The 14,345-nt window shown below is 73.2% G+C and carries 15 protein-coding genes and 1 pseudogene; 5 read left to right on the forward strand and 11 right to left on the reverse strand.

The features are described 5' to 3' along the window. Positions 1–440, reverse strand: a 440-nt coding sequence (gene rimP, locus A6Q79_RS07910) for a ribosome maturation factor RimP (protein WP_317697594.1), incomplete at its 3' end; no start/stop codon positions are given. Positions 441–542: 102 nt separating this feature from the next. On the opposite strand from rimP, the gene A6Q79_RS07915 reads away from it, so the two are divergent. Together A6Q79_RS07915 and A6Q79_RS07920 are read left to right on the forward strand one after the other, a co-directional pair. Further along, entirely contained in the window at positions 543–1,007 is a 465-nt protein-coding gene (locus A6Q79_RS07915; protein WP_286689180.1) for a hypothetical protein, read from the forward strand. A 1-nt stretch (position 1,008) separates the two neighbouring features. Further along, positions 1,009–1,422 (forward strand): DUF4439 domain-containing protein, encoded by a 414-nt coding sequence (locus A6Q79_RS07920; RefSeq protein ID WP_253024828.1) that lies wholly within the window; start codon positions 1,009–1,011, stop codon positions 1,420–1,422. A gap of 9 nt (positions 1,423–1,431) precedes the next feature. On the opposite strand, the gene A6Q79_RS07925 is transcribed toward A6Q79_RS07920, so the two are convergent. From A6Q79_RS07925 to A6Q79_RS07960, 8 genes are all read right to left on the reverse strand, one after another. Then, entirely contained in the window at positions 1,432–3,177 is a 1,746-nt protein-coding gene (locus A6Q79_RS07925; protein ID WP_286689201.1) for a proline--tRNA ligase, read from the reverse strand. A gap of 15 nt (positions 3,178–3,192) precedes the next feature. Further along, complete coding sequence (locus A6Q79_RS07930) at positions 3,193–3,561, reverse strand: DoxX family protein (protein WP_253024830.1); 369 nt, start codon at positions 3,559–3,561, stop codon at positions 3,193–3,195. A gap of 70 nt (positions 3,562–3,631) precedes the next feature. Further along, entirely contained in the window at positions 3,632–4,522 is an 891-nt protein-coding gene (locus A6Q79_RS07935) for a GNAT family N-acetyltransferase (RefSeq protein ID WP_286689181.1), read from the reverse strand. Positions 4,523–4,628: 106 nt separating this feature from the next. Then, positions 4,629–5,762 carry a flavodoxin-dependent (E)-4-hydroxy-3-methylbut-2-enyl-diphosphate synthase gene (gene ispG, locus A6Q79_RS07940; RefSeq protein ID WP_286689202.1) on the reverse strand — a complete coding sequence of 378 codons (1,134 nt, stop codon included), beginning with the start codon at positions 5,760–5,762 and terminating at the stop codon, positions 4,629–4,631. Positions 5,763–5,791: 29 nt separating this feature from the next. Next, positions 5,792–7,102 (reverse strand): RIP metalloprotease, encoded by a 1,311-nt coding sequence (locus A6Q79_RS07945; protein ID WP_286689182.1) that lies wholly within the window; start codon positions 7,100–7,102, stop codon positions 5,792–5,794. Beyond that, the gene (gene dxr, locus A6Q79_RS07950) at positions 7,099–8,331 is read right to left on the reverse strand and encodes a 1-deoxy-D-xylulose-5-phosphate reductoisomerase (protein ID WP_286689183.1); all 1,233 of its coding nucleotides are present in this window, start codon (positions 8,329–8,331) and stop codon (positions 7,099–7,101) included. Before dxr ends, A6Q79_RS07945 begins: the two co-directional genes overlap by 4 nt. Positions 8,332–8,397: 66 nt before the next feature. Next, entirely contained in the window at positions 8,398–9,204 is an 807-nt protein-coding gene (locus A6Q79_RS07955; RefSeq protein ID WP_286689184.1) for an ABC transporter permease, read from the reverse strand. Further along, positions 9,201–10,112 carry an ABC transporter ATP-binding protein gene (locus tag A6Q79_RS07960; RefSeq protein ID WP_286689185.1) on the reverse strand — a complete coding sequence of 304 codons (912 nt, stop codon included), beginning with the start codon at positions 10,110–10,112 and terminating at the stop codon, positions 9,201–9,203. Before A6Q79_RS07960 ends, A6Q79_RS07955 begins: the two co-directional genes overlap by 4 nt. Before the next feature lie 131 nt (positions 10,113–10,243). Between A6Q79_RS07960 and A6Q79_RS07965 the strand changes: the two genes are divergently transcribed. The 3 genes from A6Q79_RS07965 to A6Q79_RS07975 are packed head-to-tail and all read left to right on the forward strand — an operon-like array spanning position 10,244 to position 13,094. Further along, positions 10,244–11,395, forward strand: coding sequence for a sensor histidine kinase (locus A6Q79_RS07965; RefSeq protein WP_286689186.1), 1,152 nt, complete (start codon positions 10,244–10,246; stop codon positions 11,393–11,395). After that, positions 11,392–12,057: a response regulator transcription factor gene (locus tag A6Q79_RS07970; RefSeq protein WP_286689187.1), complete on the forward strand. Its 666-nt coding sequence runs from the start codon at positions 11,392–11,394 to the stop codon at positions 12,055–12,057. The genes A6Q79_RS07965 and A6Q79_RS07970 overlap by 4 nt, the downstream gene beginning before the upstream one ends. 56 nt (positions 12,058–12,113) lie before the next feature. Continuing rightward, the gene (locus A6Q79_RS07975) at positions 12,114–13,094 is read left to right on the forward strand and encodes an SDR family NAD(P)-dependent oxidoreductase (protein ID WP_286689188.1); all 981 of its coding nucleotides are present in this window, start codon (positions 12,114–12,116) and stop codon (positions 13,092–13,094) included. Between the two features lie 100 nt (positions 13,095–13,194). Here A6Q79_RS07975 and A6Q79_RS18590 read toward each other — a convergent pair. Further along, positions 13,195–13,419 (reverse strand): annotated as a pseudogene (locus A6Q79_RS18590) (AMP-binding protein); the annotation flags it as partial. Next, the gene (locus A6Q79_RS07980; protein ID WP_286689190.1) at positions 13,416–14,147 is read right to left on the reverse strand and encodes an enoyl-CoA hydratase; all 732 of its coding nucleotides are present in this window, start codon (positions 14,145–14,147) and stop codon (positions 13,416–13,418) included. The pseudogene A6Q79_RS18590 and the gene A6Q79_RS07980, both read right to left, overlap by 4 nt. Positions 14,148–14,345: the final 198 nt, after the last annotated feature.

Genomic DNA, 14,345 nt, shown 5'->3' on the forward strand with positions numbered 1-14,345 from the left:
GGCGTGACGAGGGCGCGGGCGACGTCGGCGTAGGCGATCCGGCGCTGCTGACCCTTCACGGTGATCTCGACACCGGTGTCGTCGCTGCCGACGACCCGTCCGGTGACGGCGGGACCGTCGTGCAGCGTCACGGCGACGAGCCGGCCGACGTTGCGCCGCCAGTGCCGGGGCTCGGTCAGCGGACGGTCGAGCCCGCGGGACGTGACCTCGAGCGTGTAGGGCTGCTCCCCCATGGCCGTGCCGTCGTCGAGCGCGGCGGAGACGACGCGGGTGGCGTCGGTGATCAGGTCGAGCGGGACGCCGCCGTCGGCGTCGACCGCGATCCTCAGGAAGCGCCGGGTACCGGAGCGGGAGAGCTCGACCGCCTCGAGGTCGAGTCCGAGGGCGGCAAGGGGTCCGGCGACCTCGTCCCTCACGGTGTCGGCCTGCGGGTCCGCCATGTCGTGCAGCCTCCTGTGTTCTGTTGTCGGCACGTCCGGTGCGCGGTGCCGCTGGGCGACCACGCGACCCTCACTCTAGCGGGCACCCATTAGCCTGACGGGATGGTCAGCCGTCGCGTCGTCGTGGGAGGCGGGGTCGCCGTCGTGGCGGCCGGCGCGGGCCTGCACGTCGCGGGCCGCGACGACGACGTGCTGCGTGCGCTCGGGGCGCGACCGCGCCCGATGCCGGACCCTGGGGACACCCGTCTGCTGGAGCGCGCCGCGGTCGACCAGGTCGCGCTCGCCGCGTCGGTCGGCCGCCTCGAGGAGGTCCGTACCGACGACCTCGTCACGGTGCTGAGGACCCAGCTCGACGGGCTCGGCGGCGCAGTGGAGGTCGACGCCTCGACCTCGACCACGTCGTCCGACGTCGCCACCGTCGTGGCCGACCTCAACCGGACCGCCAGCCGACGCCAGACCGACGCTCTCGCAGCGGTCTCGCCCGACCTGGCCAGGGTGCTGGCCTCGCTCGCGGCCGGGCAGGCGCAGGTCGCCCGCACGCTGGGCCGCCGGGCGGGAGGTGCGTGACGTGGGCGACCCGTCCCCCGTCGGCCCCCTGCAGCGCCGCCTCGCGCTCGAGCACGAGGCCGTCTGGCTGACCTCCCTCAGCGCGGGCAGGTTCCCCGCGCTCGACGACGCCGCGCGCGCGGCACTCCGTCGCCACGAGCGGGCACGCGACGTGCTCGTCGCGCGGGTGGCGGCAGCCGGGGCGACGCCCGTGGGCCCGCAGGCGGCGTACGGCGTGCCTCCCCGCTCCGTCGACCAGGCCCGTCAGCGGCTCGCCGACGTGGCCGAGCGGATGTGCCGCGCCATCGTGCCGCTCGTGGCGCTCGGCAGCGCGGACGACCGTCGCGAGGCCGTCCGGTCGCTGCGGGCCTCGGCGCTGGAGGCGACGAGCTGGGGCGCCGGCCCCAGCGCCTTCCCCGGACTCGACCGAGGCTGAGCTCTAGGGTCAGCGGCAGACGCCGCGGACCTCGGTGATGACGTCGGCGAGGGCCACGTCGCGTCGGGTGCCGCTGGCGCGGTCCTTGACCTCCAGCAGCCCGTCGGCCAGCCCCTTGCCCACGACGACGGTCGTCGGCATGCCGAGCAGCTCCGCGTCCTTGAACTTGACGCCGGGCGACACCTTCGGACGGTCGTCGTAGAGCACGTCGAGGCCGGCGGCCTCGAGCTCGGCGACGAGCCGGTCGGCCGCCTCGAACAGCTCGGGCTGCTTCCCGGCGACCACGACGTGGACGTCGAAGGGCGCGAGCTCGCGCGGCCAGACGATGCCAAGCTCGTCGTGCGAGCTCTCGACGACGGCGGCCACGGCTCGTGAGATGCCGACGCCGTAGGAGCCCATCGTGACGGTGACGAGCTTGCCGTTCTCGTCGAGCACCTTGAGGTCGAGCGCCTCGGCGTACTTGCGGCCGAGCTGGAAGATGTGCCCCATCTCGATGCCGCGGGCGAGCTCGAGCGGACCCGAGCCGTCGGGCGCGGGGTCGCCCGCACGCACCTCGGCCGCCTCGATCGTGCCGTCGGCGGTGAAGTCGCGACCGGCCACGAGGTCGATGACGTGCGAGCCGGCCACGTCCGCCCCGGTGACCCAGCGCGTGCCGTCGACGACCCGGGGGTCGACGAGGTAGCGGATGCCGGTCTCGGACTCCTCCCCCAGCACGCCGGGGCCGATGTAGCCCTTCTTGAGCGCCGGGTGGGCGGCGAAGTCCTCCTCCGTGAACGGCTCGACGTCGGCCGGCGCGACCTGCGTCTCGAGCCGCTTGGCGTCGACCTCGCGGTCGCCGGGGACGCCGATCGCGAGCGGCTCGCGGGAGCCGTCGGGGTGGCGCAGCACCACGAGGACGTTCTTCAGCGTGTCGGCGCCGGTCCAGGGACGGTCCTCGCGCGGGAACCGCTCGTTGAGGTGCGCGACGAGCGTGTCGATGGTCGGGGTGTCGGGCGTCTGCTCGGCGTGCGCGGCCGGCAGCCCGTCGTAGGGCTGGGGGTCGGGCGCCACCGTGACCACGGCCTCGACGTTGGCCGCGTAGCCGCCGGGCGAGCGGACGAAGGTGTCCTCCCCGATCTCGGCGACGGCGAGGAACTCCTCGCTGGCCGAGCCGCCCATGGCGCCGGAGTCGGCCTGCACGACGACGTAGTCGAGACCGAGCCGGTCGAAGATGCGCACGTAGGCCTCGCGGTGCGCCTGGTAGCTGCGCTCGAGGCCCTCGTCGGTCACGTCGAAGGAGTAGGAGTCCTTCATGACGAACTCGCGGCCGCGCAGGATGCCGGCGCGGGGCCGCGCCTCGTCGCGGTACTTCGTCTGAATCTGGTACAGGCTCAGCGGCAGGTCCTTGTAGGAGCCGTAGAGGTCCTTGACCAGGAGCGCGAACATCTCCTCGTGCGTGGGGCCGAGCAGCATGTCGTTGCCGCGACGGTCGTGCAGGCGGAACAGGTTGGGGCCGTACTCGGTCCAGCGGTTCGTCGCCTCGTAGGGCTCGCGCGGCAGCAGCGCGGGAAAGCGGACCTCCTGCGACCCGATCCCCTCCATCTCCTCGCGGACGATCTCCTCGACCTTGGCCAGGACCTTGAGCCCGAGCGGCAGCCAGGAGTAGATGCCCGGCGCGACGCGCCGCACGTAGCCGGCCCGGACGAGCAGCTTGTGGCTCGGGACCTCCGCGTCCGCCGGGTCGTCGCGGAGGGTTCGCAGGAACAGCTGGGACATGCGCATGGGCCGACCCTATCGAGCGCCGCGCGAGGCCTTGAGGGCCGTGCGCACGAGCGGCACCTGCAGCGGCAGCCGGCCGACGACCCCGGCCTTCAGCACGGGCGAGGCGCGACGGCTGCGCAGCACGTCGGCCGTCATCTGCAGGTTGGCCGGGAAGACCCCCACGAGGAGCCCGGCGGCGGCCAGCCCCCCGGCGCGTCGCGTGCGGGGGTGCGCGAGCAGCGCCGCGCAGGCCACCTCCACGACCCCCGAGGCGTGCACGAGCTCGCGCCGGCGCGGGAGCGCACGCGGCACCATCTGCTCGAACGGCTCGGGCTTCACGAAGTGCGCGACCCCGGCGACGGCGAGCAGGGCGGCCAGGGCCTTCACGTCACGATCCATGTCCGCACCCTAGGCGACCGCGGTGGTGACGCGGACGGGACACCTCGGGCGACTGACGACGCGGGCCGGTCTACAGCAGGATCGACGCGAACGTGTCGACCTGGCGCAGGCCGACGCGAGCGTAGGTGGCCCGGGCGGCCGTGTTGAAGTCGTTGACGTAGAGCGTGACGTCGGACGCGACGTCACGCTGCACCAGCCGCACGACGCCGGCGAGTGCTGGTGCCGCGATGCCTCGACCACGGTGGTCGGGGTGCACCCAGACGCCCTGCAGCTGGCAGACGCCGTCGGCGGCGGCGCCGACCTCCGTCTTGAAGAGCACCTCGCCGTCCTCGATGATCGCGAACGCCCAGCCCCGGGCGACGAGCTGCGCCACCCGGGCCCGGTAGCCCGCGCCGCCTCCCGCCTCGGGGTCGATGCCGACCTCCTCGCGGAACATCGCCACGGACGCCGGGTACAGCACGTCGACCTCGTCGATCATGACGCGGCGCAGCCGCGGGTCCGGCGCGACCGCCGGCTCGTCGTCGATGGCGAGGAACGGCTGGTCGGCCCGCACCGACCGCGCGGGACCCCAGTCCTGCTCGAGCCTCGACCACAGCCGCATGACGGCGGCCTGGCGGCCGACGAGCGACGCGCTGCGTCGCATGCCGGGCGCGACACCGGTGAGGAGCAGCTGACGCGCGAACCCGTCGACGGCGTCGGCGTCGGCCTCCACGGGCACGAGGTTGGCGCCGCAGTGGCAGGCGGCGACGAGCCGGCCGTCGCGGAAGCAGCCGAGCATCGTGCCGCCGAGCATGAGGCTGCGCAGACCGGTCTCGGCGACGCGGTGGCGCACGAAGAGGTTCGCGCGCTCGTCGCGGGCCATCAGCGCCTCGAGCTCGACGCGGTCGTCGGGTCCGAGCAGCCGGACCTGCTGGTCACGGCGCCCGGTGGCGTCGGACGCGACCGGCACCAGCTCGATCATCGTGTGCTCCTCGCTCCGCAGGCCGCTCGCCCGGCTGCGGACAGCCTAGGCCAGCGGGCCGGCCGTCGCCCCTCGACGAGCGCGACCTGGGACGGACGGCGGACGTTCAGCCCGAGACCGTCACCGAGGCGGTCGCGCCGTCCTCCGGCTCCATGTCCTCGGCGATGCGCAGGGCCTCCTCGATGAGCGTCTCGACGATCTTGCTCTCGGGCACGGTCTTGATGACCTCGCCCTTGACGAAGATCTGGCCCTTGCCATTGCCCGACGCGACGCCGAGGTCGGCCTCCCGTGCCTCGCCGGGACCGTTGACGACGCAGCCCATGACGGCGACGCGCAGCGGCACCTCGAGACCGTCGAGACCGGCGGTCACCTGCTCGGCGAGCGTGTAGACGTCGACCTGGGCGCGCCCGCACGACGGGCAGGACACGATCTCGAGCTTGCGCGGTCGCAGGTTGAGCGACTGGAGGATCTGGATGCCGACCTTGACTTCCTCGACCGGCGGGGCGGACAGCGAGACGCGGATGGTGTCGCCGATGCCCTTGCCGAGGAGGTAGCCGAACGCCGTGGCGCTCTTGATGGTGCCCTGGAACGCCGGTCCGGCCTCGGTGACGCCGAGGTGGAGCGGCCAGTCGCCGCGCTCGGCGAGCATCTCGTAGGCCTGTGCCATGATGACGGGGTCGTTGTGCTTGACCGAGATCTTGAAGTCGTGGAAGTCGTGCTCCTCGAACAGCGACGCCTCCCACACGGCCGACTCGACGAGCGCCTCCGGCGTGGCCTTGCCGTACTTCTCGAGCAGGCGCTTGTCGAGCGAGCCCGCGTTGACGCCGATGCGCAGCGAGACGCCGGCGTCCTTCGCGGCCCGGGCGATCGCACCGACCTGGTCGTCGAACTTGCGGATGTTGCCCGGGTTCACGCGCACGGCCGCGCAGCCGGCGTCGATCGCGGCGAACACGTACTTCGGCTGGAAGTGGATGTCGGCGATGACGGGGATCTGGCTCTTGCGCGCGATGTCGGGCAGCGCGTCGGCGTCGTCCTGGCTGGGGCACGCGACGCGCACGATGTCGCAGCCGGCCGCGGTGAGCTCGGCGATCTGCTGCAGCGTGGTGTTCACGTCGGACGTCAGCGTCGTGGTCATGGACTGCACCGAGACGGGCGCGTCGCCACCCACGTCGACCGTGCCGACCTTGATCTTGCGGCTCTTGCGTCGCGGGCTGAGGACCGGCGGCGGCGCCTCGGGCATCCCGAGCGAGACCGGGACGGACCCGGCGCTCACGAGATGCTCACCGGGTTCACGATGTCGGCGTAGATCAGGATGACGCTCATGACCATCAGGATGCCACCCACCACGTAGGCGACGGGCAGCATCCTCGCCACGTCGACGTATCCGGGGTCCGGGCGGCGGCGCAGACGCGCCCATCCCCGACGCACGGCCTCCCAGAGCGCACCGGCGATGTGGCCCCCGTCGAGGGGCAGCAGCGGGATGAAGTTGAACAGCGCGAGGAACAGGTTCAGCGAGGCGAGCAGGGCCAGCAGCCGCTGGGCGCGCTCCGCCCAGCTGGGCTCGTCGACCGTGACGAGCTCGCCGGCGACCCGGCTGGCGCCGACCACGCTGATCGGGCCGTCGGCGGGTCGCTCCGCGCCGAACGCCGCCTTGGTGACCTCGACCATGCGCACCGGCAGGTGGGCGATGGCGCTGGCCGTGGCCGCGACCTGCTCGCTCATGACGTCCACGACGGCGCCCGGTCCCTGACGCTGCATGGTCTCGGTCGGCGTGACGCCGAGGAAGCCGACCTTCTCGGTGCGCTGCGGGTCGTCGAGCGAGGTGCGCGCGAGCACGGCGGTCGGGACGTCGGCGGACACCTCGCGACCGTCGCGGTCGACGACGAGACGGGCCTCGCGGTCGCCGTTGGCGCGGATCAGGCCCGACAGCTGCTCCCACGACGTGATCCGCTCGCCGTTGAACGAGACGAACCGGTCGCCGGGCTGCAGGCCGGCCTGCTTGGCCGGGGTCACGGGGTCGGCGTCGGTGCAGGCGCGACCCGCCTCGGCGTCGGTGATGGCGCAGTCGGAGACCGCCTGGACGGTCGTCGTCGGGGTGAGTGCGCCGAAGCCCATGAGCACGACCGCGAACAGCACGACGGCGATGGCGACGTTGACGAGCGGTCCGCCGGCCATCACGATCAGCTTCTGCCACCAGGGCTTGCGGTAGAAGAGACGCTCGAGGTCGTCGTCCTCGATCAGCTCGTGCTCCGCGTGGCGCGCGTCGCTGACGAGCTGGGTGAAGAGACCGGTGCTGGTCGCGCGGACCTCGTGGGGGTCGGCCGCGACGCCGTCGCGCCGCTCGGGCGGCAGCATGCCGACGAGCTTCACGTAGCCGCCGAGCGGGATCGACTTGATGCCGTACTCGGTCTCGCCCCGCTTGACCGACCAGATCGTGCTGCCGAACCCGACGAAGTACTGGGTGACCTTGATGCCGAACCTCTTCGCCGGGACCATGTGGCCGAGCTCGTGCAGGGCGATCGACGCGATGACGCCCAGCACGAAGACGACGACGCCGAGCGTGTAGATCAGCGCGGTCACGCGCGGGCTCCGCCGGTTGCACTCATGGACACTTCCTCCACCAGGGTCCTCGCCCGCTCGCGGGCCAGGGTGTCGGCCTCGAGCACGCGCTCGAGGGTCAGGTCGGCGTGGGCGGCGTCCGGGTCGCGCAGGTGCTCGTCGAGGACCGTGCCCACCGTGTCCACGATGCCAAGGAACCCCAAGTCGCCGCTGACGAACGCGTCGACGCACACCTCGTTGGCCGCGTTGAGGACGGCTGGGGCCGTGCGGCCGAACGACCCGGCGCGCCGGGCCAGCGACACGGCGGGGAATGCGGTCTCGTCGAGCGGGAAGAACTCCCAGGAGGTCGGCGAGGTCCAGTCGCAGCCGCGCGCCGAGCCCGGCACGCGCTCGGGCCAGGCGAGCCCCAGTGCGATCGGCAGCCGCATGTCCGGGGGCGAGGCCTGCACCATCGTCGAGCCGTCGACGTACTCGACCATGGAGTGCACGACCGACGACGGGTGCACGACCACGTCGATGCGGTCGAAGTCGATGCCGAACAGCAGGTGCGCCTCGATCACCTCCAGGCCCTTGTTGACGAGCGTCGCGGAGTTGATGGTGATGACCGGACCCATGTCCCACGTCGGGTGCGCCATCGCCTGCTCGGGCGTCACGTCGGCGAGCTCGGCGCGGCTGCGTCCGCGGAACGGGCCGCCGCTGGCGGTCACGAGGAGCCGCTGCACGTCCTCGACGCGCTCGCCGCGCAGGGCCTGCGCGATCGCGGAGTGCTCGGAGTCGACGGGCACGAGCTGGCCGGGGCGCACGCGTGACGTGACGAGCTCGCCGCCGATGATCAGCGACTCCTTGTTCGCCAGGGCGAGGGTCGTGCCGGTGTCGAGCGCCGCGAGCGTCGGCTCGAGGCCGACCGCACCGGTCATGCCGTTGAGCACGACGTCGACGTCGGTGCGCGCGACCTCGGTGGCGGCGTCGGGACCGGCGAGCAGGCGGGGCACGCGGTGGTCGCCCTCGGACCAGCCGCGTCGCTTCGCCTCGGCGTAGAGGGCGAGCTGCACGTCCTGCGCCGACGTGGCGCGCGCGACGGCGACCACCTCGACCTCGTGCCGGATGGCCTGGGCGGCGAGCAGGGCCGGGTCGGCCCCGCCGGCCGCGAGCGCGACGACGTCGAACCGCTCGGGCGCGGCCTCGACCACCTCCAGGGCCTGGGTGCCGATGGAGCCGGTGGAACCGAGAATGGCGACACGCTTGCGCATGTCGCCATTCTCCCTCACCGGCACCGGGTGTCCCGCCCGGGCGCCGGAGGTCTCACCGCTCCGGGGTCACTTCACCTCGGAGCGCAGCAGCCGGTAGATGCCGAAGCCGAGCGGCAGCACCAGCCAGATCGTGCCGGCGGTCGCGATGCGGGCCCACTCCTCGCCGGTCGGGTCGAAGTCGCCGGTGAACAGCGGCACGAGGGCCGTGTTCAGCTCGATCCACGGGGCGAGGTCGCCGAACCACTCGACGAGCCCGCCGACGATGCCGACGACGATCGGCAGCACCAGCGTGTAGACGAAGTAGCCGACGATGGCGGCCGCCGTGTTCATCAGCAGCATGGCGACCGCGAAGCCGATGAGCACGCCGATCAGGTTGCTCACCGCGAAGTTGAAGACCTCGCGACCGGTGATCGACCACGACACGTCGACACCGCGGACGCTCGACGCGAGGAACGTGCCGACCGCCGCGAGCAGGGCCGACAGCAGCATCACGCCGACGGAGATGATGAGTCCGGCCAGCAGCTTCGCGGCCACCACCCGGGGACGGCGAGGCTCGAGCGTGAACGTGACGAGCCCGGTGCGCTGGCCCCACTCGGAGGTGACCAGCATGATCGCGATGATCGGCAGGAAGTAGCCGAGCGTGCCGCCCATGGCCTGGATGAAGAACGGGAAGTCCTGGAACTCGCCCCCGTCGGTGACGAGGAACGCGATGACGAGCATGACCACGGCGCAGAGCCCGAGGATCGAGATGCTCAGCCACCGTCCGGCACGCGTGTCGAAGGACTTGCGGACCTCCACGCCCACCAGGCGGGTGAGGGGGATGCCCGGCCGGTCGGTGTCGATGCTGACCGCGGGTGCGGTGGTGGTGCTCATGCCTGGGCTCCTTCGGTGGGGACGGCGTCGCGCTGGGTGGTGGCGGTGAGCTGGAGGAACATCTCCTCCAGGCCCGCGCCGTCGGCCTGGCGCAGCTCGACGAGGGCGACGCCGGCGGCGGCGGCCGCCTTGCCGACGACCTCGGGCGCGGCCTCGGTGGTGAGGCCCTCGCCGCTCGGCGTGACGGTGATGCCGGCGCTGGTGAGCGCCTGCTCGAGCGCGCGGGGCTCGAGACCGCGCACGTAGGTGCCGGCCGCCTGCAGCAGCTCCTCCTTCGTGCCCTGGGCCACGATCTTCCCGTTGCCGATGACGATCAGCTCGTCGGCGATGATCTGCACCTCGTGCAGCAGGTGCGACGACAGGAGCACCGTGCCGCCGCGGTCGGCGTACTCGCGGAGCAGGCCGCGCATCCAGTGGATGCCCGCCGGGTCGAGACCGTTGGCGGGCTCGTCGAGCATGAGGATCTTCGGCTCCCCCAGGAGGGCGTGCGCGATGCCGAGCCGCTGCCGCATGCCGAGCGAGTAGTTGCGGACGCGCCGGCGCGACTCCTTGTCGGACAGGCTGACGAGCGCGAGCATCTCGTCGACGCGGCTCGGGGGCAGCCCCATGGTGCGCGCGCCGATCGTGAGGATCTCCCGGCCCGTGCGGCCGGCGTGCTGCGCCGAGGCGTCGAGGAGGACGCCGACCTGCGTGCCGGGGTTGGGGATGTCGCGGTAGCTCACCCCGCCGACGGTCGCCGCACCCTTCGACGGGGGCGTCAGTCCGGCGATGATGCGCATCGTCGTCGACTTGCCGGCACCGTTCGGCCCGAGGAAGCCGGTCACGGCGCCGGGACGGCACGTGAAGCTGACGTCGTCGACGGCCGTGAAGCCGGCGTACGCCTTCGTGAGGTTCTGGACCTGGATCATGGTCCCACTCTGGCGGACGTCGACCCGGCGGCGCATCCGTCGCGCAGCCATGATCGGCGCGCCGAAAGTATGAGACGTCCCGGTCCGTCGGTCATGGTGGGGCGTCCGCCGGCCTGGGTAGCGTGTCGTCGGTGACCGGTACCGCTCCCCCGCTGACCTGGTGGGGACACACGTGGCGGCTGCTCCTCGTCCTCGCCGTCACCGCGCTCACATGGGCCGAGCTCGGGGTCTGGCAGCTGCGCCACGCGCCGCTGTGGTTCGTCCTCGACGTGACCGTGGGCGTGCTCTGCACGGTGCTCGCGATGGTCTGGCGTCGCCGGTTCCCCGTCACGGTCGCGCTGGTGACGAACGTCGTGAGCATCGGCTCGTTCAGCTCAGGTGGCGCGGCCTGCCTGGCCCTGGTCTCCCTCGCCACGCGCCGACGCCTGGGCGAGCTCCTGCCGGTGACGCTGGTGTGCCTGCTGACCATCCCCCTCGTCGTCGCCGTCAACCCGCTGCCGGGCGAGGATCCGCGCGTCGACGCCGCGGTGGTGGTCGTGGTCATCGGTCTCCTGGTCGCGGTGGGCCTGTACGTGGGGTCACGTCGCGAGCTGCTCGCGACCCTGCGCTCACGCGCGGAGAGCGCCGAGGCCGAGCAGGCGGCCAAGGTCGCGCAGGCCCGCAGCGCGGAGCGCACCCGCATCGCCCGCGAGATGCACGACGTGCTCGCCCACCGGATCTCCCTGGTCACCATGCACGCGGGCGCCCTCGCCTACCGCCAGGACCTCGGACGGGAGCAGGTGCACGAGACCGCCCTGACGATCCAGAAGACCGCCCACCAGGCGATGACCGAGCTGCGCAGCGTGCTCGGCGTGCTGCGCGAGGGGCCGGGCGACGCCGTGCCGGAGCTGCCGCAGCCCACGGCGCGCGACGTGGTCGAGCTGGTCGAGGAGTCGCGGGCGGCCGGGATGCGGGTGGAGCTGGATCTGCAGGGCGACCTCGACGACGTCGCGGGAGCCGCCGGGCGCACCGTCTACCGCGTGGTGCAGGAGGGCCTGACCAACGCCCGCAAGCACGCGGCCGGCACGCCGGTGCAGGTGACGGTCGACGTCGGCGCGCAGACCGTGGACGTACGAGTCGTCAACCCCCTCCCGCTCGGCACGCCGACGGCACCGCTGCCCGGGTCGGGCCTGGGGCTCGTCGGCCTGCGCGAGCGGGTCGAGCTGGCGCGCGGCAGCCTGTCGCACCGGGTGTCGCCCGACCGCCGCTACGTCCTGGAGGCGCGGATACCGTGGGCCGCGTGACGTCCGTCCGCCCCACCCGTCTCCTCCTCGTCGACGACGACGCGCTCGTGCGCGCCGGGCTCTCGCTCATGCTCGGCGGCGCCGACGACCTCGAGGTCGTCGCCGAGGCGTCCGACGGGCGCGAGGCGCTCGCCGCCGTGCGCTCCCACGACGTCGACGTGGTGCTGATGGACCTGCGCATGCCGGTCATGGACGGCATCGAGGCGACGGCCGCCATCACCGCGCTGCCGTCGCCACCGCACGTGCTCGTGCTGACGACCTTCGACGCCGACGACTACGTTGTGCGGGCGCTCGCCGCGGGTGCCCACGGGTTCCTGCTCAAGGACACCCCGCCCGCGCAGATCGTGGAGTCCATCGGCACCGTGCTGAGCGGGGAGCCGGCGCTCTCCCCGGCCGTCACCCGTCGGCTCATCGCCCAGGTGACCGACGGCTCGGGCGGCAACCGCGAGGCCGACGCGGCACGACGCGTGGCCCTGTTGACCGACCGCGAGCGCGACGTGGCCCTCGCCATCGGGCGCGGCGCCTCGAACGCGGAGATCGCCGCCGAGCTGCACCTGAGCCTCGCGACGGTCAAGGCCCACATCTCCCACCTGTTCACGAAGCTGGACGCGGTCAACCGCGTGCAGGTGGCCATCACGATGCACGAGGCCGGACTCCTGTAGCGGACGCCACCGCGGCTCGACGTGCCCGCGGACGCGCGGCTGCCTAGCGTGGGTGCATGCCCTCGACGTTCGCGAACCTCGCCGACACCGTCCTCGACAAGACGGTCCTGCCCGGCTACTCCAGCATCGGACCGGCGCTGCGACGACGCTGGTGGCCCGCCGACCCGGGGCCGGACGCCCTCCGCGGGCGGCACGTCGTGGTCACGGGTGCGAGCGGTGGCCTGGGCGCTGCGGCAGCCACCGGCATCGCCGCCCTGGGCGCGACGGTGCACCTCGTGGGCCGCAAGGCCGACCGGCTGGCCGACGCGGCCCGCGAGATCCGGGGCAGCGTGCCGGCGGCGGACCTGCGCGAGGAGGTGTGCGACATCAGCGACCTCGACGACGTCCGGCGCTACGCGCAGCGGCTCACGTCGGACCTCGGAGCGCTGCACGCGATCGTCCACGACGCGGGCGTGATGCCGAAGGAGCGCACGGAGTCGGCGCAGGGCCACGAGCTGACGCTGGCCACCCACGTGCTGGGCCCGCTGCTGCTGACCGAGCTGCTCCGCCCGCTGCTGGAGGCGGCGGACGACGGCCGCGTCGTGTGGGTGTCGTCCGGGGGCATGTACACGGCACCGCTCACGGCGGCGCTCGTCGACGACCTGGAGTACCGCGACGGCGACTACGACGGGGTCCGCGCCTACGCCCGCACGAAGCGGCTGCAGGTGGTGGTGGCCGAGCTGCTCGCCGAGCGCCACCCGCACCTGGCGAGCCACGCGATGCACCCGGGCTGGGCCGAGACGCCGGGGATCACCGACTCGCTGCCGGGCTTCGCGAAGTTCGTCGCGCCGGTGCTGCGCACGGCCGAGCAGGGTGCGGACACGATGGTGTGGCTCGTCGGCACGCCGACGTCGGTGACCGGGCCCGACGGCTTCTGGTGCGACCGGCGTCGCCGCTCGCCCCGCTTCCTGCCCTGGTCGAAGGACGACCCTGCCCTGCGCCGCCGCGCGTGGGACCGCGTGGCGGCGTGGGCCGGTCTGGAGCCCGAGGGCTCCTAGCCGACGGGTCGGCGCGCGAGCAGCGGCTCGACGACGTCGGCCGCGTGCGCCAGCACGGCGTCGCGGAAGCCACGACGACCGCGCCGTCGGGCGCCGGAACGGCACCGATCCGGATGCACGCGCAGACGGCGACCACCCGGTCGTCGCCTGCCACCTGCACGCCGACCTCGTCACCGGGCTGCACGCCGAGCATCCGCAGGCCGGAGCCGAGGAACGACGAGCGCTCCAGCAACCGTGCGAACGTGAGGGTCGACGTGGCCGGGTCGTCCGCGCCCCCGCCGATGACGTGCCGGTCGAGCAGGTCGAACCCGAGGCTCGCCATCATCGCCCCCGGAACACGGGCGTGCGCTTCTCGGTGCGCGCGGTGGCCGCCTCGCGCACGTCCTCGCTGGCCCAGACGTCGCGGAATCCCTGCTCGATGGTGGCGTCGTCGTCGAGGTCGTTGAGGACGCGCTTGTTGTAGGCGAGGGTGAGCGGCGCGAGCGTGGCGATCTCGTGCGCCCAGGCGAGCGCGTCGTCGAGCGTGCCTGGCTTGTCGACGAGCCCGTGGCCGAGCGCCTCGTCGCGGTCGACGAGCTCGCCGGCCAGCATCATGCGACGGGCCGGCCCGGTGCCGGACAGCGCGGCGAGCGTGCGGATCGTCCACGCGTCGACGGCCATGCCGTTGCGGGCGGTGGGCACGCCGAACTTCGCCCGCTCGTCGGCGACCCGCAGGTCGCAGGCGATGGCCAGCTGGGTGCCGGCGCCGATGGCGGGGCCGTTCACGGCGGCGACGATCGGGACGGGCAGCCGGGTGAGACCGTGCAGCATGCCGTACAGCGCCTCGAGGAACTCGTCCCCGTAGACGCCACCGAGGTCGGCCCCGGAGCAGAACGCGGTCCCCTGGCCGGTGATGACGAGGGCCCGCGCTCCCCCGTTCGCGGGCCCGTCGCCGACCGCGTCGCGCGCGGCCTCGTCGATCGCGCGGCACAGGTCGAGGTTGAGGGCGTTGCGGCGCTCCTCGCGCTGCAGCTCCAGGACGACGACGTCGCCGTCGCGGCTCACTCCGAGCATGGGTCTCCTCCGTCGGGTCGGACGCGGGTCAGCGTACTGGGGGCTCTCCGCGGTCGACGAGCAGCCGGGCGGTGCGGTGCTCGACGTCGGACCCGACGTCGGGCGTCAGGCCGTGGGTGGCGGGTTCGGCGTGGACGGTGCGGCCGGAGGGCAGGATCCAGCGCAGGGTGCGGTGGCTCTTCATGGCGTGGTGTCGGC

The organism is Aeromicrobium sp. REDSEA-S32_B7 (assembly GCF_001626145.1).
Classification (GTDB): Bacteria; Actinomycetota; Actinomycetes; order Propionibacteriales; family Nocardioidaceae; genus Aeromicrobium; species Aeromicrobium erythreum.

Bases quoted from the DNA above. Each gene is read 5' to 3' on its own strand.
- A6Q79_RS07915 (WP_286689180.1), top strand. From the start codon at position 543: ATGGTCAGCCGTCGCGTCGTCGTGGGAGGCGGGGTCGCCGTCGTGGCG.
- A6Q79_RS07925 (WP_286689201.1), bottom strand. From the start codon at position 3,177: ATGTCCCAGCTGTTCCTGCGAACCCTCCGCGACGACCCGGCGGACGCG.
- A6Q79_RS07930 (WP_253024830.1), bottom strand. From the start codon at position 3,561: ATGGATCGTGACGTGAAGGCCCTGGCCGCCCTGCTCGCCGTCGCCGGG.
- A6Q79_RS07935 (WP_286689181.1), bottom strand. From the start codon at position 4,522: ATGATCGAGCTGGTGCCGGTCGCGTCCGACGCCACCGGGCGCCGTGAC.
- ispG (WP_286689202.1), bottom strand. From the start codon at position 5,762: ATGCCCGAGGCGCCGCCGCCGGTCCTCAGCCCGCGACGCAAGAGCCGC.
- dxr (WP_286689183.1), bottom strand. From the start codon at position 8,331: ATGCGCAAGCGTGTCGCCATTCTCGGTTCCACCGGCTCCATCGGCACC.
- A6Q79_RS07955 (WP_286689184.1), bottom strand. From the start codon at position 9,204: ATGAGCACCACCACCGCACCCGCGGTCAGCATCGACACCGACCGGCCG.
- A6Q79_RS07960 (WP_286689185.1), bottom strand. From the start codon at position 10,112: ATGATCCAGGTCCAGAACCTCACGAAGGCGTACGCCGGCTTCACGGCC.
- A6Q79_RS07975 (WP_286689188.1), top strand. From the start codon at position 12,114: ATGCCCTCGACGTTCGCGAACCTCGCCGACACCGTCCTCGACAAGACG.
- A6Q79_RS07980 (WP_286689190.1), bottom strand. From the start codon at position 14,147: ATGCTCGGAGTGAGCCGCGACGGCGACGTCGTCGTCCTGGAGCTGCAG.